At 68.0% G+C, this 24,079-nt stretch carries 16 protein-coding genes and 1 tRNA gene; 8 read left to right on the top strand and 9 right to left on the bottom strand.

Features of this window, described 5'->3' with window-relative positions; genetic code table 11:
* Positions 1–48 precede the first annotated feature (48 nt).
* Positions 49–2,250 carry a hypothetical protein gene (locus G6034_RS01360; protein ID WP_176633288.1) on the bottom strand — a complete coding sequence of 734 codons (2,202 nt, stop codon included), beginning with the start codon at positions 2,248–2,250 and terminating at the stop codon, positions 49–51.
* 282 nt (positions 2,251–2,532) lie between these two features.
* Here G6034_RS01360 and purD point away from each other — a divergent pair, with 282 nt between their 5' ends.
* Together purD and G6034_RS01350 are read left to right on the top strand one after the other, a co-directional pair.
* Entirely contained in the window at positions 2,533–3,825 is a 1,293-nt protein-coding gene (gene purD / locus G6034_RS01355; protein WP_176633287.1) for a phosphoribosylamine--glycine ligase, read from the top strand.
* Positions 3,826–3,835: 10 nt separating this feature from the next.
* The gene (locus tag G6034_RS01350) at positions 3,836–4,849 is read left to right on the top strand and encodes a phosphoribosylaminoimidazolesuccinocarboxamide synthase (RefSeq protein ID WP_176633286.1); all 1,014 of its coding nucleotides are present in this window, start codon (positions 3,836–3,838) and stop codon (positions 4,847–4,849) included.
* 3 nt (positions 4,850–4,852) lie between these two features.
* On the opposite strand, the gene G6034_RS01345 is transcribed toward G6034_RS01350, so the two are convergent.
* The 8 genes from G6034_RS01345 to G6034_RS01310 form a co-directional block, all read right to left on the bottom strand.
* Positions 4,853–6,109 (bottom strand): helix-turn-helix domain-containing protein, encoded by a 1,257-nt coding sequence (locus tag G6034_RS01345; protein WP_176633285.1) that lies wholly within the window; start codon positions 6,107–6,109, stop codon positions 4,853–4,855.
* A gap of 170 nt (positions 6,110–6,279) precedes the next feature.
* Complete coding sequence (locus tag G6034_RS01340; RefSeq protein WP_176633284.1) at positions 6,280–8,274, bottom strand: DUF6541 family protein; 1,995 nt, start codon at positions 8,272–8,274, stop codon at positions 6,280–6,282.
* A 138-nt stretch (positions 8,275–8,412) separates the two neighbouring features.
* Positions 8,413–10,101 carry an APC family permease gene (locus G6034_RS01335; RefSeq protein WP_176633283.1) on the bottom strand — a complete coding sequence of 563 codons (1,689 nt, stop codon included), beginning with the start codon at positions 10,099–10,101 and terminating at the stop codon, positions 8,413–8,415.
* Between the two features lie 240 nt (positions 10,102–10,341).
* A tRNA-Pro gene (locus G6034_RS01330) sits at positions 10,342–10,418 on the bottom strand.
* A 100-nt stretch (positions 10,419–10,518) separates the two neighbouring features.
* On the bottom strand, positions 10,519–12,408 hold the full coding sequence (locus G6034_RS01325) for an ABC transporter ATP-binding protein (RefSeq protein ID WP_425485437.1): 1,890 nt from the start codon (positions 12,406–12,408) through the stop codon (positions 10,519–10,521).
* A complete protein-coding gene (locus G6034_RS01320; RefSeq protein WP_176633282.1) occupies positions 12,405–14,279 on the bottom strand; it encodes an ABC transporter ATP-binding protein in 1,875 nt (624 codons plus the stop codon). Before G6034_RS01320 ends, G6034_RS01325 begins: the two co-directional genes overlap by 4 nt.
* Before the next feature lie 139 nt (positions 14,280–14,418).
* Entirely contained in the window at positions 14,419–15,054 is a 636-nt protein-coding gene (locus tag G6034_RS01315; RefSeq protein WP_218063418.1) for an NUDIX hydrolase, read from the bottom strand.
* Positions 15,051–15,701, bottom strand: a complete 651-nt coding sequence (locus G6034_RS01310; RefSeq protein ID WP_176633281.1) for a TetR/AcrR family transcriptional regulator — start codon at positions 15,699–15,701, stop codon at positions 15,051–15,053. The genes G6034_RS01315 and G6034_RS01310 overlap by 4 nt, the downstream gene beginning before the upstream one ends.
* Before the next feature lie 245 nt (positions 15,702–15,946).
* Between G6034_RS01310 and G6034_RS01305 the strand changes: the two genes are divergently transcribed.
* From G6034_RS01305 to G6034_RS01280, 6 genes are read left to right on the top strand one after another with little or no spacing between them, the layout of a single operon-like run.
* Complete coding sequence (locus G6034_RS01305; protein ID WP_176633280.1) at positions 15,947–17,512, top strand: ABC transporter substrate-binding protein; 1,566 nt, start codon at positions 15,947–15,949, stop codon at positions 17,510–17,512.
* Positions 17,509–18,480: an ABC transporter permease gene (locus G6034_RS01300; RefSeq protein ID WP_246295192.1), complete on the top strand. Its 972-nt coding sequence runs from the start codon at positions 17,509–17,511 to the stop codon at positions 18,478–18,480. Before G6034_RS01305 ends, G6034_RS01300 begins: the two co-directional genes overlap by 4 nt.
* Positions 18,477–19,376 carry an ABC transporter permease gene (locus G6034_RS01295; RefSeq protein ID WP_176633279.1) on the top strand — a complete coding sequence of 300 codons (900 nt, stop codon included), beginning with the start codon at positions 18,477–18,479 and terminating at the stop codon, positions 19,374–19,376. The genes G6034_RS01300 and G6034_RS01295 overlap by 4 nt, the downstream gene beginning before the upstream one ends.
* Positions 19,373–21,178: an ABC transporter ATP-binding protein gene (locus G6034_RS01290; RefSeq protein ID WP_176633278.1), complete on the top strand. Its 1,806-nt coding sequence runs from the start codon at positions 19,373–19,375 to the stop codon at positions 21,176–21,178. Before G6034_RS01295 ends, G6034_RS01290 begins: the two co-directional genes overlap by 4 nt.
* A 59-nt stretch (positions 21,179–21,237) precedes the next feature.
* The gene (locus G6034_RS01285; RefSeq protein ID WP_218063417.1) at positions 21,238–21,987 is read left to right on the top strand and encodes an SDR family NAD(P)-dependent oxidoreductase; all 750 of its coding nucleotides are present in this window, start codon (positions 21,238–21,240) and stop codon (positions 21,985–21,987) included.
* Positions 21,987–24,071, top strand: coding sequence for an acetate--CoA ligase family protein (locus G6034_RS01280; RefSeq protein WP_176633276.1), 2,085 nt, complete (start codon positions 21,987–21,989; stop codon positions 24,069–24,071). Before G6034_RS01285 ends, G6034_RS01280 begins: the two co-directional genes overlap by 1 nt.
* Positions 24,072–24,079: the final 8 nt, after the last annotated feature.

The following is a 24,079-nucleotide window of genomic DNA, read 5'->3' as shown; positions in this document are numbered from 1 at the left end:
CGTTGAACAATTCGCCCGCTGCAGCTTTCAGGCTGCAAGGTGGTGCTGTCAGTGTGCCCTCTTGCGGCGGCCAAACAACAGGAATGCCGCGCCGGCCAGCAGCAGCAGTGCGCCGGCAGCACCGACTGTGGCCGCCGTGCCCGGGACGCCGGTTTCCGCCAGGCCGCCGCCATCGACGTGGCCCAGGAGTGCGGCTGCCGCCGGCGGGGCCGGAAGGGCAACCCTGAACGCGGCGGTCGCCGCGGCGGAGTCGTTCCAGTCCGCCAGGGTCTGCCTGGCCGTGACCGAATAGCGCCCCGCGGTCAGTGCCGGGGACGCCGCCACGGACCAGCGGCCGCCGGCGCCCACAACGGCCGTGCCGGTGACGCTGCCGCTCAGCACCACCGTGGCTCCGGGCTTACCGGTGCCTGAGACGGCCGTGACAGGGGCAGTTGCCGAGCCGTTCGGTGCCGGGGACGTGAAGGCCGGTGCGGCCAGCGTCTGCCTGATGACAGTGACCTTGAACGTGGCCTTCGCCGAGGTGCTGAATCCGCTCCCGGCCCGGGCCGTGAGCGTGAAGCTGCCGAACGTGGTGGGGGCCTTGATGGCCCATGTGCCGTTGGCGCCAACCGGAACCGTGCTGGTTCGCCCGCCCACGGTGGCGGTCACGGTGGTTCCCGCAGGGGCGCCGGCAACCTTTCCCGTGATGGGGGCTGAGCGGTGGACGGTGCCGTTGTTGGCGGGGCTCGTCAGCGTGGGGGAATTGAGGAAGATCTTGACCGTGTAGCCGTTCGTGTGGGCCAGTGCGTCCACCAGGTCCGTGCTGAAGGTCCAGGCCGTCCCATCCCCGTCCGTGCCCCCTGCGCTGATCATGCCGACTGCTGTGGTGCCGGAGATGACGGCGCCGCCGGAATCGCCGGGGCCGCTTACCATGTTGTCTGAACCGAAGCCCCACACGGCCCGAACATCAGCGGGGTTCGTGGGGTCCGGGACGCCGCCGACCAGGAAGATGCCGACCTCCGTGACGGTGCCGCAGGTCCATCCGGTGGTGCGCGCCGACTTGCAAATTTCAGCGCCCACCACGGCAGTGGACACGCCGGTGACCCTGGTGGCCGTTGCGGGAAGGTTGGACGGATCGGTCCAGTGTGTGGCGAGGGGAAGCTGAGTCAGGCCCGGGGCGATGTTGTCAATGACGGAAACGTCGGTTCCAATGTTGCCGAGGTCACCGGGGTCGGAGGTCGGCGTGAGCCCGGTGACAGGGCTGTTGCCGGGTCCGCCGAACTGGGAGAAGCCAAAGGTGCCCAGGCTGCCCAGCAGCGCGATGCCGGGACCTGCCGGCCTGCCGGCAGCGTCATGCACCGGGTCGGTGAGCATTGGGTCCTTCAGGGCCCCGTCCGCGGTGCAGTGCCCGGCGGAAATGACGGCGGGCCGCCCTGACCTGTCAAAGCCGTTCCAGCCGATCGAACACGTTTCGTAGTGGTTGCCGGAGACCTGGCTGGCGTAGCCCTGACCGTTCACCACGTCGCCTCCATAGGTGGCGGCCGGCCCGTCTGCCGCCTCGACCACCACGTTGTTGTATTTCGCCGCAAAGTCCGTCACGGACTCCTGTGACGCCGCCGCAAAGGACCGGAACGACGGGGTGGTGGATCCGTTGGCGGGGTCGCTGGTGCGGATGACGTGTTGGCCGGCCGCGTTGACCATGATGGACTGCAGGTTCCTGGCGCCAAAGGCGTGGACGTACGCGGCAAGCAGGGTTTTCGCGTCGGCGTCCTTCTTTTTCACGCCAACCATGTAGGCGGGGGCCGCCTGGACGGGGGCGATGGAGACCTTGGTGTTGACGCCGGCCTGTTTGGCGGCCTGATGGGCCGCGGCGGGGACCGAGGTCACCACCTTGATGGTGTCCCCGGCCACGGAGACGGCGGCGTTGGGATCCGCCTTCTTGACCTCGGCATCGATGGTGGCAGCCTTCGCGGCCAGCTCACCGTTGGCCTCAAAGCCGGCAACCGTCTGGCCAAGGTCGCGCTTGAGCGCCGCTTCCAGCCCTGCGGGCTGCGCCCCGGCAGACGGGGATGCACTGGCGGCAGACGGGGAGGCGCTGGCGGCCGGTGCGGACGCGCTGGACGGTGCGGCGCTGGACTGAACTGTTGGCGCCGGTTCGCTGAAGGGCGCCGCGGAGGCCGCGCCTGCGGCAAAGGTGCCGCCGCCCAGAATCGCAGCTGCGGCGCAGGCCGCCCCCGCGCGCCTAAGGAATGCCCGCGTGGTTGCTTGCATGTACTTGTTCCCCTTGAAGGTGTGGCCGGGCTGACGGTGCTGGTCGAGTGAGCGGCAATGCAAGTGCGACGGCGGTTGCGCCGGCATGACCGTGCCGGGGCGCCCGACCCTCGTCACGCTATCAAGTGGATTTTGGGCGGGCAATGGCAGGCGGCGCCCGCGCCGTGTGTTACGCAGGGAGGGGCCAGGTCCAGGGGCAGGAGCTGCCCCTGTTACGGGGGGCCGGTTCCATGCAGCACCGCTGTTTACGGGCCCCGCCGCCGCGCCAAGTACGCTTGTAGCGTGAAGGTCCTAGTGATTGGCCCCGGCGGCCGCGAACATGCCATTGTCCGATCGTTGCTGCGTGACCCCATCGTGACGGAGGTCCACGCGGCACCCGGCAACGCCGGAATCGCCGAAATTGTGCCCACGCACAGCATTGACGCCAACAGTCCCGCCGCCGTGGCGGCCCTTGCCGTGAGGCTGGAGAGCGACCTTGTGGTGGTGGGCCCCGAGGCGCCCCTGGCCGCCGGCGTGGCCGACGCCGTGCAGGCCGCCGGCATCCCCGTCTTTGGACCCAGCCGCGAGGCCGCCCGACTGGAGGCCTCCAAGGCATTTGCGAAGGTGGTTATGGCCGAGGCCCAGGTGCCCACCGCCATGGCCAGGGTCGCGGCCACGGCGGAGGAGGCGTCCGATGCCCTGGACGCTTTCGGCGCCCCGTACGTGGTCAAGGACGACGGCCTGGCAGCCGGCAAGGGCGTGGTGGTCACCAGCGACCGCGGCGAGGCCGTGGCCCACGCCCAAGCCTGTTTTGACGCCGGCGGAACGGTGGTCATTGAGGAGTATCTCGACGGCCCGGAAGTTTCCCTCTTCGTGCTGGCCGACGGCCGGACCGTGGTCCCCCTGGCACCCGCACAGGACTTCAAGCGCATCTTCGACGGCGACGAGGGCCCCAACACCGGTGGAATGGGCGCCTACTCGCCGCTGGAATGGGTTCCGGCAGGCCTGGTCAAGGACGTCGTGGACCGCGTGGCCCAGCCCACCATTGACGAAATGGCCCGCCGCGGAACCCCGTTCACGGGAGTCCTGTACTGCGGGCTGGCCCTGACCAGCCGCGGCATGCGGGTCATCGAGTTCAACGCCCGTTTCGGCGACCCCGAAACGCAGGCGGTCCTGGCCCGCCTCAAGACGCCCCTGGGCAGCCTCCTGCTGGCGGCCGCCAAGGGCCAGCTTGACGAGGTGGACGAGCTCCGCTGGGCACCCGAGACGGCAGTCGCCGTGGTCCTGGCCAGCGCCAACTACCCCGGCACTCCGCGCACCGGGGACCGCATCCGCGGGCTGAAGAAGGCCCGGCGCGTCGACGGCGTGCATGTGCTGCACGCCGGCACGGCCGTGGACGACGACGGCAACACCGTCAGCGCGGGCGGCCGCGTCCTCGCCGTGGTGGGCGTGGGCGCCGACCTGGAAGACGCGCGCGAAAAGGCGTACGCGGGCATCGCGGAGATCTCCCTGGAAGGCGGCCAGTACCGGACGGACATCGCAGCCAAGGCCGCGCGCGGCGGCATCACGGTGGCCGGCCCGGCCGCCCAGGCATAAGGAACAAGCAATGACTTTGGCACCAAGCACCGCTCCCGCCCTGCCGGGCTGGAAACACGTCTACTCCGGCAAGGTCCGAGACCTCTACATCCCGGTGGTCGATCCCCAGACGCTCCCCGGCCTCGCAAGCTCCGCTGGGGCCCCTTCGCGGCCGGGGCCCCATGTCGGGACCCAGGGCTCGCCAGGCTCAAGCACCGGAACCCCCTTCGCCGGGCGGACCGACGTGGTCCTGGTGGTGGCCAGCGACCGGATCAGCGCCTTTGACTCCATCCTGGCCAGCGAGATCCCGGACAAGGGGCGGGTCCTGACGCAGCTGAGCCTGTGGTGGTTTGAGCAGCTCGATGTCCCCAATCACCTGGTGGCCACCACGGTGGGAGGGGGCGTTCCCGCAGAGGTTGCGGGGCGGGCCATGGTGTGCAGGAAGCTGGACATGTTCCCCATCGAGTGCATTGCGCGCGGCTACCTGACTGGTTCGGGACTGCTGGAATACCGCCGGCAGCAGACCGTGTGCGGGCTGCCGCTGCCGTCCGGGCTTCAGGACGGATCCCGGCTGGAGGCGGCCATCTTCTCGCCGTCGGCCAAGGCCGAAGTGGGCACCCACGATGAAAACATCACCTTTGAAGCCATGGCCGGCACCGTCGGCGCGGAAGCTGCCGACACCTTGCGCAGACTGACGCTGGAGATCTATTCCAGGGCGGAGGGGATCGCGCGCGGGCGCGGCATCATCCTGGCGGACACCAAGGTCGAGTTCGGCACGGATCCGGCCACCGGTGCAATCACGCTGGGCGACGAAGTCCTCACGCCGGACTCCTCCCGCTTCTGGGATGCGGAGCTGTGGTCCCCGGGCCGGGCGCAGCCCAGCTTTGACAAGCAGTATGTGCGCGACTGGCTGACCAGCGCGGAATCAGGCTGGGACAGGAACGGCGGGACGCCGCCCCCGGCGCTGCCTGCCGGCGTCGTGGAACGCACCCGCGCCCGCTACGTGGAGGCCTACGAGCGCCTCACGGGCAGCACGTTCAGCTAGGCGCTAGGTCCGGGTTCCCGAACGGCGCAGCGACTCGATCTCCACAATGCTCTCCATGGCCTGGGAAATCCGCTCGGTGGCACCGGCGTCGGTGAACATGGACTTCGCCTCATTGAACGCGGCCAGGGCGTCCTCCATGCGGCCCTGGGCCTTGAGCACCTTGCCCAGCAGCAGGGCGGTGTCGCCGGCGATGTGGGTGGCGAGGGCTTCGCGCTCGGAGCCGATGCTTTCCAGCAGGGCCAGGGCCGCGGGCATGTCGCCGTTGAGGTAGAGCCAGCGGGCGCGCAGCAGCGAGACCTCCAAGGCCTCGGTGCGGGTGGCGCCCACCACGGAGTGCGCCAGTTCGCTGCGCTCGATCGCTTCCAGCGTGGCCGGCTCCACCACGCCTGCGGCCAGGCGCACCCACGCCGTGGCCTTGTTGAACTGGGCCCAGCGGGACAGGTCCTGGGTGGGCGAGAGCAGCCGGCCGGCCTGGGCGTGGTGGAACAGGCCGGTGTTCACGTCCTGCCGGATGAACGCCACGTTGCCGATCACCCAGTGGATCTCCCCGGCCAGCTGGGTCGGGGTGGAATCGGTGACCGCGTCGGCCAAGGTCAGGCAGTGCTGCCACGCCCCCTCGAGGTCGCCTGCCTCGGCGAGCGCCCCCACGAGTGTTTGCAGGGCGATGAGGTAGGCGGCGTATTCCTCGTCGGTGTCCCCGGAACCGATCTCGATGGCGAGCGTGGCTTCCTCGATGGCCTCGGGCAGGCGGCCCATGCTCAGCAGCGCGGCGGCCATGGTTTGGCGGGTGCGCAGCGTCAGGGCGTCGCTGTCCGCGGTCAGGGCGTGGTTGAGCAGCTTCTTCAGCACGTCCAGCGCCTCCGCCTGGCCGCCGCAGCGCAGCAGCGAGTTGGCCTGCAGGTAGGCCATGTTCCACCAGGTGACCGAATCGTGGCTGGCAATGGCCTTTTCCGCCGCGGACCCTGCGCTTTGGGCGGCTCCCACGTAGTCGCGGGTGTCCCAGCACTGCCGGGCGTAGAGCGAGGCGATGAGGTAGCCGCTTTCCTCCGAGGAGATGGGCTGCACCCACTCCTCAATGGAGTGCGGCGCGAGCTGCAGCTGGCGGGAGAGCTGCTTGATTATTTCAACGGTGGGTTCACGCCGGCCGTTTTCGAGCAGCGAGATGTAGCTGGCCGAGTACAGCGCCCCGCCCAGTTCCGCCTGGGTGAGGCTCCGCGCCAGGCGTTCCTGCCGAAGTCGATCGCCAAAACTGCTGCCCACTGTCCCACTCCTCCTGCAAACTGCCGCGCTGGTCAAACCACCATGCGGAAAAGAATCCGCAGTCACAACTCTAAGCGCTATGACTAGTTTGTGATAACTATCTACAGATCTTGTCAACTGGACTCGTCGCGGACGTGGTCCGGCACGGCACTTGGCAGCCGCGCGCCGGGCTACTGCGGCACCCCTGCGCACAGCGTGAGCTTGTACAGGGAGGCATGCCCCTCCCGTGCCACCAGCGTGAAGCCCTCCGTGCCGGCGGCCAGCGTCACGCCCGGATACAGCGACCTGGGATTGTTGAAGGCCGGGATGTAGTCGGTGCCAAAGTCCAAGAGGTACGTCACGCCCAGCCGCTTGGCGGCGGCGCACACGGCCTGGTCGCTGCCCACCCGGTTGAGCCAGAAACGCAGCGTGTACTGGTCCGCGGTGAGGTCGCCTTGGGAACTGTACGGGAACAGCATGTGCCGCCCCGCCAGCGCCATGGCCAGCGCTGAGCCGTTGTACGGGTTGTTGGCAATGACGTCACGGGCCGTGGTGAGCGAGTCGAGCCGGTGGATCAGCGCCAGTTCCTGCGCGTCCACCTGGGCCAGGCTGTCCGGCTTGGCCGGCACGCTGTACATCTGCCCCACGGCGCCGGCCATCTGCCAGAAGCCGGGGTTTGAGAAGGCGAGGACGACGGCGAGGACGGCTGCCGCCGTCGCCGTTCCCCTGCGTGTGGAGACCAGGCGGGACGTGGGGAACCTGGTCCGGAGCCAGCCCACCAGGCCGGCCAGCCCGAGGGCGGCCAGCGGGACCGCGACCAGCGGCATGAGGGCCGCGATGCGTTCGGGGTTGTCCCACCAGGGCGCCATGACCACATTGGCCACGGGCAGGTTGGTCCCGGCGGCCAGCGGGTAGGTGAAGCTGACCAGCAACAGCGACGCCGGAAGCCAGCGCAGTCCGCGCCTTCGGGCGGCGGCCCACGCACCGGCCAGTGCGAGCAGCGTCAGGGCGGCGGCCGGGAACCAGATGGGGTCCGGCGCCTGGGTCAGGTTGCGCAGGAACGCCAGCGGAAACGGCAGGAAGGCCGGGCTGGTGTAGTTGAACAGGCTTCGAAACTGCGGCAGCGAAAGGAGGATGCCGGCCACGGCGCCGGCGGCCGCCAGCACCACGCCGCCCCGGAGCCACCCCCTGCGCCGGCTCAGCGCAAACCCGGTCCGCAGCCACACGTAGACGCGATGGGCCAGCAGCGGGGTCAGGACCAGCAGGATGCTGAAGACGCCGTTGGGCTGGGCCATGGCGGTCCCGGGCAGGAACAGCACGACCATCGCCAGGGCCATGGCCGGCTCCAGCGGCGGGCGTGCGGGCGGGCGGATGATCAGCAGCACCAGGGCCGCGCCGGCGGGAACCATCGCGTTGGAGAGCAGGTTGGGGTAGGCGGAGCCGTATTGCAGGAGCAGGTAGGGGAACGCCGGAAAGGCTGCGGACAGGGCGCCGGCCGCCAGCAGCACCGTGCGCTTTTCCCCAAACAGCGTGCGGGCAAAGAACACGCAGGACAACGGCCACACCAGCCCCGCCACCGCCAGCGTGAGGACATTCATGGCCGCGGGGATGCTGATGCCGGTCAGGATCACCAGCAGGCTCGCCAGCCCGTGCCACGCAGCCGGGTAAAACACCGACTTGCCTGACGGCAGGATGAAGCCCGAGATGGAAAAGGAGGAAGCATTCCTGGTCTGGACTGCGTATTCGGTCGCATTCAGGTGGAACACGGAATCGTAGCCCTGCGTGAACTGTTCGGGGCTGGGCGAGACCACGACGAGGAACACGACCGTCACGGCGAGGGCCGTGAGGACGCCCGTGACGGCTGCGGGCGTTATCCCGCGGGTCGCGTGGCGCCGGTGCGGGGCCGCCGGTCCCGCGGCCTGCAGGGCGGGGATGAAGCGGCGGGCCAGCCAGGCGGCCGCCGCCGCGACGGCCGTGCCCAGCAGCAGCACCGGCCAGCCCCACGGCAGGTGGAGGAGCGGGGCCACCACCGCGCTGGCGGACACGACCGAAACGGACACTGCCGGCGTGAGGCACAGTGCCGCCAGGCCGCGGATGCGCAGCGCGAGCATCACGGCGACACCGGGCACGGCAAGGAGCAGCAGTGCCACGGCGAACGCGGGCACAGCCTCGAGCCAAGACGTCACGGCGGTGCCGCGGAACTGGTGTGGTTGATGTCCGGGCGCCTAGACCTTCGCCACGCCGCTGGACTTGAGCTTCATCGGGCCGGAGCATTCGGGGCACGGCGGCAGTGTCTCACTCATGCGCCCATTCTAGCCGGGGGCCTAGATGGCCAGTTCCTCCCCTTCTTCCTCGCGCGATTCCTCCTCGGCGTCGTCAATGTACTGCTGGACCTTGGCGAGCGGCAGGTGCGAGTTCAGGGCCAGGACGAACACCACCACGGTGATGGCGGCGTTGGTGAGGAAGGCCCACCAGAACAGGCGTGGATGCGAGGCCGGGTCCATCAGCCAGCTCTGGAAACCGACCATCACCAGCCACGGGAGAAGCCAGGCCGCACCGGCCTTGAAGTCCAGCTTTGGCTTGCTCCTGCGGTCGCCGGTGAATTGGAAGAGAACCAGCACCAGGTAGCCGAGCAGGATGGTGATGAACATCTTTGAGTTGGTGCCCCAGCCGCCCCAGAACACGATCAGGTTGGCGCAGTAGAAGGCGATCAGGGGGATGGTGTGGCCTCCAGGCAGTCTGAAGGGGCGGACCCGCCCGCCCATTTGGCGGCGCAGCGCGGCCACCACCAGGGGGCCGGAACCGAAGGACAGCACCGTTGCGGAGGTGATGAAGCCCACCAGCTGCTGCCAGCTCGGGAACGGCAGGAACATGACCAGCCCCACCAGGAAGGTCAGGAAGAGGCTCCAGTGCGGCACGCCGTGCTTGTTGGTGCGCGCCAGCCATTGCGGGGCATTGCCGTTGCGGCCCTGTGCATAGGAGACCCGGGCGGCAATGGTGGTGTAGATCAGGCCGGTGTCGGTGGGCGAGATGATCGCGTCAGCGTACAGCAGGTAGGCCAGCCAGGCCAGGCCGCCCGTGGTGGCGAGGGCCGCCAGCGGGCCGAAGTCGTTGGTGAAGGACAGGTGCGACCAGCTGCCGGAGCTCTGCAGCACGTGCTCGGGGATGCCCATGGTGAAGGCGACCTGGAGGAGCGCGTAGATGACGGCCGTGATGCCTACCGAGCCGATGATGGCGAAGGGGATGTTCCGCTTTGGATTGGACGTTTCCCCGGCCAGCTCAATGCCCTGGCGGAAGCCCAGGAAGGAGAAGGTGATCCCCGCCGTGGCAATGCAGGTGAAGATCGCGGCGGTCCCGGAGGGCGCGAAGCCCAGCGACGTGAAGTTGTTCAGCGTCCCCATCTGGGTGGTGCCAAACGCCATGATGAGGAACGTGGCGATCACCAGCAGGATGATGAACAGCTTCCACCAGACCAGGACGTTGTTGATCTGGGCAAAAAGGCGCACACCGTAGTAGTTGATGGCCACAAAGACCGCCATCAGCACCACGGCAACCACAATTCCCCATGGCGTCAGGGTGTGCACCGTGGTGTTGTCCACGCGTTGGGCGATGGTGAACGGGGCGTACTTGGTGGCATAGGTCAGCGCGCCCATGACCTCAATGGCCGGGACGGCGGCGGAGCTGACCCAGGTGATGAAGCCCAGCGAGTAGCTTGCGAAGGACCCCCACACCAGGTGGGGGTACCTGACCACGCCGCCGGAGATCGGGAACATGGGCCCCAGCTCGGCATAGCACAGGCCGATCATCAGAACCATGAGTCCGGCGATCAGCCAGGAAAATATTGCCGCGGGCCCGGCAATCTGGGAGGCGTTGTAGGCTCCGAACAGCCAGCCCGAGCCGATGATGGAGCCGATGGCGGTAAAGAGGAGCCCCACGGGTCCCAGATGCCGCTTGAGTTTGGTTGCTGGTTTGGGAAACCCTTCCTGGGGTCTGCTTTCAGTTGCTGCGGTCATGGAAAACCATCTCCTTTGGCGGTTTCTTCGTTACTCTAAGCAAACTACGCCCCCGCCTTGACAGCCGTGAGTGAGTCTTCTGGGTATTTGCCTAGAAAAATGTCAGCACATTCATGGTGTTGTGTGGGGGGCTTCACCATGTTCGCCGCGTGCGGCATGTCAGCCGGGCGGGATACAGCCGTGGGAAACGTGTGGGAAACACAAAAGGCAGTGTCCGCGTGGACACTGCCTCAAGCTCTCTGGTCGGGGTGACAGGATTTGAACCTGCGGCCTCGTCGTCCCGAACGACGCGCGCTACCAAGCTGCGCCACACCCCGATCCATTGCGCTTCCATGACACTGAGGTCTGGAAAAGCAACCTCTCAAGAATAGCGGACGGATGCCGGTTACGCGAAATCGCCTGGCAAACCCGCCGCGGCTAAACCAGGGAGTCCTGCCACGCCCCGTGGAGGTCGGCAAACCGGCCGCCGCCGGCGATCAGCTCCGCCGGCGTGCCGTCCTCCACGACGCGGCCGTCGTGCACCACCAGGACGCGGTCCGCGATGGCCACCGTGGAGAGGCGGTGGGCGATGATCAACGCCGTCCGCCCCGGACCGGCGCCGTGGGAGCCGGCCCCGGCGGAGGCTCCCAGCAGCCTGTGCAGCCCGCTTTGCACCAGCCGTTCCGAGGGAATGTCCAGCGAGGATGTTGCCTCGTCCAGGATCAGCACCGCCGGGTTGGCCAGAAAGGCCCGGGCAAAGGAAATGAGCTGGCGCTGCCCGGCCGAAACCCGCCCCCCGCGCTTGTTGACGTCGGTGTCGTAGCCGTCCGGCAGGGAGCGGATGAACACGTCGGCGCCCACCTCGCGGGCCGCCGCCTCAATCTCGGCCCGGCTGGCGGCGGGGTTGCCCAGCGCGATATTCTCCGCCACGGTCCCGCTGAACAGGAAGGCCTCCTGGGTGACCATCACCACGGCACGGCGCAGGTCCGCGGTGGACAGGTCTCGCAACTCCACGCCGTCGAGCGTCAGGGAGCCGGAGGAAACGTCGTAGAAACGGGCCAGGAGCTTGGCCAGCGTGGACTTGCCGGCGCCCGTGGCCCCGACCACGGCCACGGTCTGGCCGGCGGGGATGTGCAGGTCCAGGCGGTGCAGGACCATGGGCCCGTTGCCGTAGGCAAATTCGGCGCCGGTGAAGCGGATCTCGCCGCGCGCGGCCGGCAGCGGGACCGGGTTGCGCGGGGGACGCACTGTGGGAACCTCCTCGAGCAGCCCGGACACCTTTTCCAGGGCGGCCTGGGCGGACTGGAAGGAGTTGTAAAACATGGCCATCTGGCTGACGGGCTGGAAGAATCGCTTGGTGGCGAGCAGCAGGGCCAGCAGCGCGCCCACTTCCAGGGCGCCTCCCAGCACGCGGAAGCCGCCCACCAGCAGCACCATCGCCACGGCCACATTGCCGATGAAGACCAGGCCGGGCTGGAACACGCCGTTGAGGTTGATGGAAGTGACGGTGACGCGCCGGTAGTCCTCGGCCAGCTCGTCGTAGCGGGCGGCATTGTCCTCCTCCCGGCGGAACGCCTTCACCGCGCGGATGCCGGTCATGGTTTCGATGAAGTGGACAATGAGCCGCGCCGACACCACGCGCGAGGACCGGTAGGCGGCCTGCGAACGCTTCTGGTACCAGCGCGAGAGGACGTACATGGGGACCGCGGAGGCCATGACCAAAAACCCGGTGATCCAGTCGAGGGAAAAGATGCTGACCGCCGTCAGCGCCATGAAGATCAGCCCGGAGGCGAGTGAGGAAATGCCGGAGTCAAGCAGTTCGCGCAGCGCCTCCAGGTCCGAGGTCTGGCGTGAAATGATCCGTCCGGACGTGTAGCTCTCGTGGAATTCCATGCTCAGCCGCTGCGTGTGCCGGAACACCTGGATGCGCAGGTCCAGCAGCATCGCCTGGCTCAGCCGGGCCGTGGCCGTCAGGTAGGCGGCCGTGAGCCAGGACGCCGCCAGCGCCGCCACCACGTAGCCGCCGCCCGTGACGAGAAGCGGCAGCCGGTTTCCACCTTTCAGCGCGGGCAGGGCGGAATCAATTCCGTACGCAATGAGCAGCGGGCCGGCCACCTTCGCCGCCTGCGACAGCACCACCAGCGCCACCGTGACCGCAAACCGGAGGCGCACCGGGCGCAGCAGCGTGCCCAGCAGGCGCACCGATCGGCGGCGCACGGCCCGGCTGTCCGCGCGGCTGAGGTCCACGCGGTCCTCGTTGGCTGTGCCCTGCGGACCGTCCGTGATGTTCGACGCCGGAACGGGCCTGCGCTTTTCGCCGCGGCTCACGCCGGGGCCCCCTTCTGCACGGTTTGCAGCGGCCCGGTCCCGAAGTCCTCCGGCAGCTCGTCGTCCAGGCCCGTGTCCAGGTCGCGGGGCTCCTCCGTGAGGCTGGCCAGGACGTAGCGGTAGTGCTCGTTGCCGGCGAGCAATTCGGCATGGGTGCCGACGGCCGTGATCCGGCCGTCCTGCAGCAGTGCCGCGCGGTCGGCCATGGCCACGGTGGAGGGGCGGTGGGCCACGATCAGCGTTGTGGTCCCCGCCAGCACGGCCCGCAGCCGGCTGGACACCCGCTCCTCGGTGTTCACGTCAAGGGCGGAGAGGGGGTCGTCCAGGACCAGCACGGCGGGGCGGGCGGCGATGGCGCGGGCCAGGGCAATTCTCTGGCGCTGCCCGCCGGAGAGGCTCAGGCCCTCCTCGCCGATGAGGGTGTCCACGCCGTCGGGCAGGGCGTAGGCAAAGCCGGCCTGGGCGGCGTCCAAGGCCTGGGCCAGGACGTCCTCGGGGGAGAGGCCCGGGTGGTCCGCGGCACCGAGCAGGACGTTCTCGCGCACGGAGTTGGAGAACAGCGTGGTGTCCTCAAAGGCGACGGACACGTGCCGGCGCAGCTCGGCCAGGGACAGGCGGCGGATGTCGGTGCCGTCCAGCAGGACCTGGCCCGCGGTGACGTCGAACAGCCGGGGCACCAGGCTCAGCAGCGAGCTCTTGCCGCAGCCTGTCACGCCCACCAGGGCCATGGTTTCGCCCGGGCGGAGCTTGAGGTCAATGCCGTCCAGCAGGTCCTTCGCGCCCGGAGGGGTGTCGGGGTAGTGGAAGTGGACGCCGTGGAATTCGAGGGCGCCGCGGACCGCACCCAGCCGGACCGGCGCGGCCGGATCCGCGATGGTGTTGACGGCGTCCATGACCTCGAAGTGCCGGTCCAGGGAGGTCTTGGCGGCCAGCGTCATGGCCATGAGCGGGCCCATCGACTCCACGGGCCCGGCCACGACGGCAGCCGTGGCGAAAAACGCAACGAGGGCGCCGACGTCGAGCCTGCCGCCGGACACCAACAGGATGCCGACCACCAGGCCGGCGCCCAGGGCCAGCTCGGGCAGGAGTGTGACCACCAGCGAGAACACGGCCAGGGACTTGGCCTTGTGGATTTCGGTGGCCTGAAGCTCCTGCGCCTGCCCGGCGAAGGCGTCAAGCGCCTCGCGGCCGCGCCCGAACGCCTTGAGCACGCGGATGCCGTGGACGGATTCCTCCACGGCCGTGGCGAGGTCGCCCGCCTGGTCCTGGCTCCTGCGGCTCACCAGCCCGTAGGACTGCCGGAACCTGAAGCCGAAGACCACGATCGGCGCGGCCGCGGCCACGAAGATCAGTCCCAGCTCCCAGCTCATGGCAAACATGAGGGCCACGCCAATCGCCACCGTCAGGGCCGTGACCACCAGCATGATTGCCCCGAACGCGAGCCAGCGGCGCATGAAGTTCAAATCGCTCATGGCGCGGCTGAGGAGCTGCCCGGAGCCCCAGCGGTCGTGGAATTCCACGGCGAGGGACTGCAGGTGCCGGTAGAAGCCGGTGCGCATGCGCGTTTCCACAGTGGTGGCGGGGACAATGACGAACTGCCGGCGCAGCGCGATGAGCCCGGCCTCCAGGATGCCCAGGCCAAGCACGACAGCGGCCCCCGTCCACAACCCCTTCGTCCCGTTGCCCGGCTGCAGGGCCGAGTTGACGAGCACGCGGTACACCTGCGGGACCAGGAGGGCCACGACGCTGGCGGCCAGTGCGCTGAGCAGGCCCCACATGAGGGGCCAAAAGATTGTTCTCAATTGCGGGGAAAGCCGGCCCAGTGATGCCAGGAGGGTGGCGTTGTCCGCGGTGGTGTCTGCGTCTGTCATGGCGTTGCTGTGACTGCCCAACCTTAACTGCCCATTGAATCGATACTTCATCCGAGACGTCCAGCCTACGCCCGGGGTGGCCCGGGCCGCGGCGCGGCACACGGTTAACTTGTTAACCTGGGCAAGCGGTTTAGGGGCTTTAGTTCGCGGTGAAGGCCGGCTCGAGTGTCGCGTGGACGCGGAGGCATTCGCCTTTCAGGCAGACCGAGGCAAACTGCCACAATATGGCACCGGTGGGGGCATGGACCACCATGTCGTGACGCAACGGCATCTGTAGAAGAGGGCCGTCCGCTGTGTCCTTCCAACGGGGCACCCCAGGGGCGTGCAGCCGGGCCAGCGGCACGGGGTGGAGCGAGGCCACTTCAGTTGGGTTGCGTCGCGCACGCTGCGGTCCGTTCAGGCTGACCACGACGGGTGTGATGACCATTCCGCGCGATGCGCTGAAATCGTCCAGCAGCCCCACCACGTCATCGGCAGAGGCCTGCAGGCCTGTCTCCTCCCGTAGTTCGCGCAGCGCCGTTTCCACCAGCGTCTCGCCGGGATCCAGCTTCCCTCCGGGCAGCGCCCACTGGCCGGGATTGGAACCGCGGGAGGTGCGCTTGATCATCAGGAAGTGAGGCTGGCCGTTCCTTTCGTAGAGTGTGATGGCCACGGCAGCGCGCCGGATGCCGTCGAAGTCCGGCACCGCTTCCCTTTTCCACGCCGTCAGGCGGGCGGCGGTGCGTGCGCGCAGCTCCGCCCACGCCGCCTGCGTGGCGGCCGGGAACGCCATCATGCCGTTCCGGAGGCAGCGGGCTCGGCCAAGGCGCTGCCTGTTTGCTGGAGGCCCAGGTGGGTGTCAATGATATTGACCAACATTTGGCGCATGGAATCTACGCTCATGTTGGGGGCGCCCGTCAGGATCTTGATGGCAGCGCCGTCCGTGGCCGATGTCAACAGGCGGGCAAACACGACGGGATCGGTCTCGCGGAAGATCCCCTGTCGCTGGCCGCGGCGGACGGTGCGCTCCACGGCGTCCAGCCACCGCTCGTAAAAGTCGTTGTGCAGCGACCTGAGCTCGGGGTTCAGGCAGGTCTCGGTCCAGAACTGCAGCCAAATGGACCATTCATTGCGCACTTGCACGCCTGCCGGCAGCTGCATCTCAATCAGCGCCAGGAGGCGCTTGCGTGCGTTGTCGATCTGGCGCATCGCCGCCCCCTGCCGGATGAAAGCTTGGTCCACGCAGAAACGCAACGCCTCCCGCAGGACGTCGTCCTTGCCCGGGAAGTAGTAGTGGATGGTCCCCGTGCTGGTTCCGCAGATCGCGGCGATGTCCTGGACGCGGACGTGGTGGTAGCCGCGTTCGGCGATCAGCGGCCACGCCGCCTCCAGGATCGCATTGCGGCGGTCCGGCTTCCCTCGGGCTTCAATTGCTTCATTCATGAGAAATCCTTCACCGCGGCGGATGCTTGTGAGATGACTCTAGTCCATTCGTGAAACTGACGCATCAGTCAAATCATGGCAATCTTTTCGAACGTAAAATTCCACTCTGATTCCCAGGCTAACGCCATATTTCGGCTAACTCTTGACATCTGTGATGGGAACCACAATGCTGTCTAAATGATCGACGCGTCAGTCAGACGTGACGAGACCCAAGTTTTCCTTCACTGTTGCAGGAGTCAAATGCTATGACCGCTCCCCGGCGCCCCAAGACTTTACGCACCGTTACAGCCACCCTTTTGGCGGCCGCGATGATAGGCCTGGCCGGCTGCTCATCCGCCCCCGGCACGTCCGCCGCCGCCGTCAATTCCACTCCGAAGGACGGGGGCACCCTGCGGGTGGGCATCGTCGGGGGATCAGCCAAGGACAGCCTCGACGCCCACTCTCCTGTGACCCATCCGGACGAGGCGCGCGTCATACAACTTTACGAAACGCTTGCCACCTATGACGTCAACCACAAAGTGGAGATGGCGCTGGCGGACAAGATCACGCCCTCCGCCGACGCCAAGACCTGGACCGTCCACCTGCGTGACGGATTGAAATTCAGCAACAACAAGCCGATTACGGCCAACGACGTCATCTTTACGTTCAAGCGCATCACGGACCCAAAGGCCCCCATGGCCGGAGCCAGCGCCCTGTCCACCCTGAACCGGGACGGCCTGAAGGCCGTGGATGCCCAAACCATTGTTTTCCCCTTCAAGTCCCCCTTTGCCACGTTCCCGGACAACGTGGCCCAGTACAGCACCGGAATCGTGCCAGTGGGCTATGACCCCAAGAACCCCGTCAGTTCGGGCCCCTTCATGATGAAGGACTTCACCGCGGGCCAGCAGAGCACATTTGTCAAGAATCCGAACTACTGGCGCAAGGGCGAGCCCCACCTGGCTGCCGTCACCATCATCGACTTCCCCGATGACACCGCCCGCGTCAATGCCCTTTTGGGCGGCCAGGTGGACGCCATCGACCAGCTGCCGCTGGGCCAGATCAACATTGTCAAGGCCAACCCGGCGCTGAAGGTGCTTGAATCAGCCACCGGCTCTTGGGTGCCGTTCACCATGCGCGTGGACCAGCCGCCGTTCAACGACCCCAAGGTCCGCCAGGCCTTCCGGCTGATAGTGGACCGCAAGCAGATGGTGGACCAGGTCCTCGGCGGCCATGGCACCATCGGCAACGACCTGTACGCACCCTTTGACACCTGCTACCCCAAGGGCATCCCCCAGCGCAGCCAGGACATCGCCAAGGCAAAGCAGTTGCTCGCCGAGGCGGGCAAGTCCAACCTGAGCGTGGATCTGGTGACGTCCTCGGCCGCCGCCGGCATGGTGGAGGCGGCACAGGTCTTCGCCCAGCAGGCCAAGGCGGCCGGCGTCACCGTCAACGTCAAGAAGGTGGACCCCGGCGAGTTCTACGGCGACAAGTACCTGCAGTGGAACTTCTCCCAGGACTTCTGGTTCACGCGTGACTTCCTGCCCCAGACAGCCGCTTCAGGCTTCACCAATTCCCCTTACAACGAGACGCACTGGGACAACAAAGTCTGGTCCGAGCTGGTCAACAAGGCCAGCGCCACCGTCGACATGACGGCGCGCTGCGCGCTCATCCAGCAGGCCCAGCAGATCGAGTTCAACGACGGCGGCTACATCATCTGGGGCTTCCCCAACAGCGTTGACGCGTATTCCGCCGCAGTCCAGGGATTCAGCCCGGACAAGAGCGGCATCCCGCTTACGTCATTCGGTTTCCGGAGCGTTTGGATGAACAAATGACCCGCAAGGGTGGCGGCATGAGCCGGATGCTGTTCAGGCGCTCGCTGTTTGGTCTCTTTACCCTGTGGATTGTCTCGATCGTCGTCTTCCTGGCCACGCAGGCACTTCCGGGCGACGCTGCCCAGGCCATCCTGGGCCGCGAGGCCACCCCGGAGCGGCTCGCGGCCCTGCGTGCGCAGCTCCACTTGGGGGGTTCACTGCCGGAACAGTACTTCAGCTGGCTTGGCCACGTGGTTACCTTCAACATGGGATCCTCCCTCGCCAGCGGCAACCCGGTCGTCAGCACCATTGGCCCGATGGTTCTTAATTCCACCGTCCTCATGTTTGCCTCCGCCGTGATCGCCATCCCGCTGGCCATTGTCATCGGCACCTGGAGTGCGCTGAAGAAGGACACCGCCATGGACCACGTGACGGGTGTCGTCACCTTGGTGCTCGCCTCCCTGCCGGAATTCGTGGTCGGCGTGCTGCTGGTCCTTCTGCTTTCAACCGGCCTGCTGCACCTCTTCCCGGCGGTGTTCGTGCAGATTCCCGGCGAGCAGGTCTGGAGCCATCCGGACCAGCTGGTCCTTCCCGTACTCACCCTGGTGCTGGCCGTCTCCCCATACATCATCAGGATCATGCGGGCCACCATGCTGGAGGTCCTGGACAGCCAGTACGTCCAGCAGGCGCGCCTGAAGGGCCTGCCGGAGCGCACAGTGATCTGGCGCCGCGCCATCCCCAACGCGATCGGCCCCGTGGCCCAGGTCATTGCCCTTCAGCTGGCGTGGCTGATCGGCGGCGTGGTGATCGTGGAATACCTGTTCCGCTTCCCGGGGATCGGCTTTGAACTCATCGACTCTGTCACCAACAGGGACCTGCCGGTCATTCAGGCGCTGGTCATCATCATCGCCCTCTTCTACGTCATCGTGAACCTGCTGGCCGACGTCGTGACGCTCGCGGCCAACCCGAAAGTTAGGACGGCACAATGAGCACCGTTGCAACACAGCCGGCAGGGCCGTGCGCCGGCACCCGGGTGCGGGGCCCACGCAAGAAGGGACTGCTGCGCCGGGCCTTGAGGTCCAAGCGGACGGTGGTCGGCCTGGCCTTGAGCGTGCTCATCTTCGCCCTCGCCTTCCTGGGCCCCTACATTGCTCCACACTCACCGACCGAGTTCGTGGGGGCGCCGTTCTCGCCGGCAGGCGTCGGCGGCCCCTTCGGCACCGACAACCTGGGCCGGGACGTGCTCTCCAGGTTCCTGGCCGGCGGCCAAACCCTGATGATCCTCTCGGTGCTCGCCACGGGGATCGGCGTGGGGCTGGGCGCCCTGGTCGGCGTGCTGGCCGCGTACAGCCGCGGCTGGGTGGACGAGGCCCTCATGCGCACCGGCGACGTTGCACTCGCCTTTCCACAGATCGTGCTGGCCCTGCTGTTCCTGTCCATCATCGGCCCCAAGCTGTGGCTGCTGGTGCTCATGGTGGCCCTGGGCCACCTGCCGCGCGTGGCCCGCGTGGTCCGCGGCGCGGCCATGTCCGTCGTCGAACGTGACTTCGTCAAGGCCGCCGAATCCGTCGGCATCCCGCGCTGGAAGATCATTGTCGGGGAAATCGTTCCCAACCTGAGCAGCACGCTCGCCGTCGAATTCGGCCTCCGCCTGACCTACTCGATCGGCCTGGTGGCCGGTCTCAGCTTCCTGGGTCTGGGCATGCAGCCGCCAAACCCCGACTGGGGCCTGATGATCAATGAAAATCGCGTTGCCCTGACCGTTTCGCCCTGGTCGGTGGCCCTGCCCGTCATCGCCATCGCGCTTCTGACGGTGGGCACCAACCTGGTCACCGACGGCCTGGCCAAGGCTGCCATCGGCAGCGACGAAGGAGTCGAAGCATGAGCACCGTCGCACCCACCCTGGTGGTTGACGCCCTTAAGATCGTCGGCGTCCCGTCCATGGCCAGCATCATCGACCAGCTCACACTGGAGGTGCATCCCGGGGAAATCCTGGGCGTGGTTGGCGAGTCCGGCTCCGGCAAGACCACGCTGGGGCTGTCCCTGCTGAACTACTGCAAGGAGGGGACCAGGGTCGACGGCGGAAGCGTGAGCATCCATGACCTTGACCTGGCAGCCCTGCCGTGGCGCAAAGTGCGGGAACTTCGGGGGAGGACTGTCGCCTACATCCCGCAATCACCGGCGTCGGCCCTTAACCCCGCTCTGCGGGTCGGCACCCAACTGCGCGAATGCCTTTCAGGCGACGCGGTCACCAAACTGGAGCGGGTCCGCGAGGTGCTGCGGGAGGTGGCACTGCCGGACGGCGACGAATTCCTGGCCAGATACCCGCACCAACTTTCGGGCGGCCAGCAGCAGCGCGTGGCCATTGCCATGGCATTCACCGCCCGGCCTGCCCTGATCGTCATGGACGAACCCACCACGGGCCTGGATGTCAGCACGCAGGAGCACGTCCTGCTCACCGTGCGCGACATGTGCAAGACCTATGACTGTGCCGCCGTGTACATCAGCCATGACATGGCCGTCGTCGCCGAACTGGCCGACCGCATCGCCGTCATGTACTCCGGCCGGATCGTGGAGATCGGCAGGACAGCCGACGTTCTGGGCCACACCTCCCACCCCTACACCAGCCGCCTGCTGTTGGCCGTGCCGGACCTGGACGCCCTCCGGCCCATGGTCGGCATCCCCGGGAACGCGCCGTCGCCCCTGGCCCGGCCGCAGGGCTGCGCCTTCGCACCGCGGTGCCCCATCGCCGACACCGGCTGCACCGTGGCACCGCCGGAAGCCACCGATGTGGGGGAGGGGCACAAGGTGCGCTGCTACAAGGCGGGGAACGCGCTGCCGCCGGCCATCGCGCGCCCGCAGCAGCAACGGTCCGTGCGCGCCGACGGGGACAAGCCCGTCATTGACATCAGCGGGCTGAAGGCCGGCTACGGCAATTTCACCGTCCTGGAAGACATCAACCTGTCCGTATATTCCGGGGACTGCGTGGCGCTGCTGGGCGAATCCGGCTCCGGCAAGACGACGCTGAGCCGCTGCATTGCCGGGCTGCACCACAACTTCACCGGAGGCCTGGAACTCTCCGGTGAACCCCTGGCGACCAGCAGCTTTAAGCGCACCAGGGAGCAGCGCCGGCGCGTCCAGTACATCTTCCAAAACCCCTACGAGTCGCTCAACCCCCGGCGCACGGTGGAGGAGCTGATCCTCCAGCCCGTGCTGGCCGTGCGCGGGAAGGTGAAGAACTCCAGGGACATCGTGGCCACTGCGCTGGAACGCGCCTCCCTGCGGCCGGACCATGCCCGCCGCTACCCGGACCAGCTCAGTGGTGGAGAGCGCCAGCGTGTCGCCATTGCGCGGGCCCTGGCCACCGAGCCGGAGGTGTTGATCTGCGATGAGATCACCTCGGCCCTGGATGTCTCGGTACAGTCTTCCCTCGTGGACCTGCTGCGCGGACTGCAGGCCGAAATGGGGCTGACACTGCTGTTCATCACCCACAACATCGCCCTGGTGCGCAACATCGCCCAGCAGGTGGCGGTCCTGGAGCGCGGCCGGATTGTGGAGTTCGGGGACGTGGCGGACATTTTCGAGAACCCGCAGCATGCCTATACGCGCTCGCTCATGTCCGCAACGCCAAACTTCCAGCTGCCCAGTCAGGTTTACGCTGCCGAACCAAACGGGGTGGCCCTGTGAACGGTGGCGGGCAGGGCCCGAGTCTCCATCCTGAGGCGCTGGCTGGCAGGATCGCCTTGGTGACGGGCGGGGGCACGGGCATCGGCCGCGCCACGGCCCTGTCAATGGCGCGGTCCGGCGCCAAGGTGGTCCTTGCCGGGCGCCGGGCGGCACTGCTGGAGGAAACGGCCGCCATCGTCCGTGCCGCCGGGTCCGAGGCCATCTGCGTGGCGGGGGACATCCGCGAAGCTGAACAGGTGGCGGAGCTGGTGGACCGGGCGCTGGCAGAGTACGGGCGCATCGACGTGCTGGTCAACAATGCCGGCGGCCAGTTTCAGGCCCCTGCGGAGGACATCAGCCTCAACGGATGGCGGGCCGTCCACCGGCTTTCCGTTGAGGCCGTCTGGAACGTCACCCGCGAGGTTGCCGTGCGCAGCATGATCCCGAACCGCTCCGGGCTGCTGGTCTTCATGGCCTTCTCCCCGCACCGCGGCATCCCCGGCATGGTGCATGCGACGGCGGCCCGCGCCGCCGTCGAAAATCTTGCCTCGGGACTGGCCTTGGAGTGGAGCCGTTACGGCATCCGATCCCTCGCCGTGGCACCGGGCAGCATCGAAAGCGAAGGGCTGGAGCAGTACACGGACGAGGCCAGGCGGGGGTGGGAGCAGGGTGTCCCGCTGGGGCGCCTGGGCCGCCCCGAAGACGTCTCCGACGTCATTGCGTTCCTGGCCACGGACGCAGCCAGGTACATCACCGGAACCACCATTGACATTGACGGCGGAGCCAACGCTTGGGGCTCCGGCCGTCCCGTTCCCACGAAGGAGCCCTGATGACGAGCATCATCGACAACGCAGCCCCGGCCCGCCATGGTTCGGCGTCCGGCCTGGACGCGCTGTTTTCCCCCAACGCCGTCGCGATCGTCGGCGCCAGCGACGACATCCGCAAGTACGGCAACTGGATTGCCGTGCAGGCGCTGAAGGGCTCCCGCCCGGTCCACCTGGTCAACCGCACCCGCAGCACGGTGCTGGGGCTGCCCACCGTGCCCAGCGTCAGCGCAGTCGGCAGCCCCGTGGACCTGGCCGTCATCGCCGTCCCGGCCGCCGGCTTTGAGGCGGCGGTCGACGACGCGCTCGCCGCCGGTGCCAAGGCAATCGTGGGGATCAGCGCCGGTTTGGGCGAAGCCGGCGGCGAGGGCCTCGCGCTGGAGCAGCGCATCACCGCAAAGGTGCTGGCAGCCGGAGCGCGCATGCTCGGTCCCAACTGCCTCGGCGTCCTGGACCACACCACCGGACTGACGCTGGCCTCGAATGAATTCCCCCTAGGGAACATCGGGGTGATCTCGCAGAGCGGGAACCTGGCCCTGGAGCTGTGTGCGCTCCTGGCGGACCACGGCTTGGGCGTCTCGCGTTTTGCGAGCCTCGGCAACCAGGCGGACCTGGACGCCGCCGACCTCATCGAGGCCTATGCCGGACACGAGGGCACCGCCGCCATCGCCGTCTACTGCGAGGACTTCCGCGACGGCCGGCGCTTTGCCCGCGCCGCCGCGAAGGCCGCCGCCGCAGGGAAGCCGGTTGTCCTGCTCACGGTCGGCGCCACCGACGCGTCGGTGCGCAACGCCAAGTCCCACACGGGCGCCATGGTGTCCTCGGGGATCGTTGTCGAGGCCGCCTGCCGGGCCGCCGGGATCGAGCAGGTCACGTCGCCGGCCCAGATGGCGCATCTGCTGCAGGCCCTTGTCCGCAGCAAGGTGCCGGCCGGGTCCCGGACCGCCGTTTTCGCCGACGGCGGCGGGCAGGCGTCCGTCGCCAGCGACAGTGCCGCCACGCAAGGGCTCGACGTCGTGGAATTTCCCGCGGACCTGCAGGCCGCCCTGGCCGCGGAACTGCCCCCCACGGCTGCCGTGAGCAACCCGGTGGACGTGGCCGGCGGCGGCGAGCAGGACATCATGTGCTTCGCCCGGGTGCTGGACCACCTCACCGCCAGCGACGCCGTCGACGCCACCCTCATGAGCGGGTACTTCGGCGGCTACGGCTCCTACGGCCCGGAACTGGCGGCGAAGGAGATCACCGCGGCACACGCGATGGCCTCCTCGACGGCTGCGCGCGGCGGAACCGTGGTGGTCCAGACCATGAACTGGGAATCCGCCGCCGCCGATGCCCTGCGTGACGGCGGGGTCCCGGTCTACCGTGGCATCGAGGAGGCTGCCTGGGTGCTGGGCCGGCTGGCCCGCCGCCGCACGGAACCGGCCACTGGCGTGCCGGGCCTCCCAGCGCCGGCCACGCCCGTCGAGGACACCGGCTACCACCTCTCGCGCAGGCTGCTGGCCGGTGCCGGCATCCCCTTCGTCCCGGCCGCCGAAGTGGCCACGCGGGAAGACCTCCTGTCAGCGGCCCGCGGGCTGAACTACCCGCTCGTGCTCAAGGCGCTCGGCGACGAACACAAGAGCGACCGCGGCGGTGTGGTGCTTGGCATCGCAGACCCCCCCGCCCTCGAAGACGCCTGGAACGACGTGCAGGCCCGGCTCGCGCCGTCGTCGTGCTCCCTGGAGGAGATGGCAAACCTTTCCGGCGCCGTGGAACTGCTGGTCGGCGTCCGACGGGACCCGCGCTTCGGACCGATCGTTCTCGTGGGACTGGGTGGCGTGTTCGCCGAAGTCCTCCGGGACGTGCGGTGCGCGCTGGGACCGGTGACCCGGGAACAGGCGCGCGGGCTGCTGCTTTCACTGCGCGGCGCGGCCCTGCTGACCGGGGCCCGCGGCCGGGCGCCCGTGGACCTGGACGCGGCGGCCGACGTCGTGGCCCGACTGTCCGTGCTGGCTGCCGAACACCCCGAAATCAGCGAAATCGAATGCAACCCTGTCGCCGCGCTGCCGGACCGGGCCATCGCCCTGGACGCCCGCATCGTCCTCGACTAGCACTTCCC

Origin of the sequence: Arthrobacter wenxiniae (assembly GCF_013376105.1) — a bacterium.
GTDB lineage: Bacteria > Actinomycetota > Actinomycetes > Actinomycetales > Micrococcaceae > Specibacter > Specibacter wenxiniae.
The sequence above is the reverse complement of the archived record's forward strand: the minus strand, read 5'-3'. Positions and strand labels throughout refer to the sequence as shown.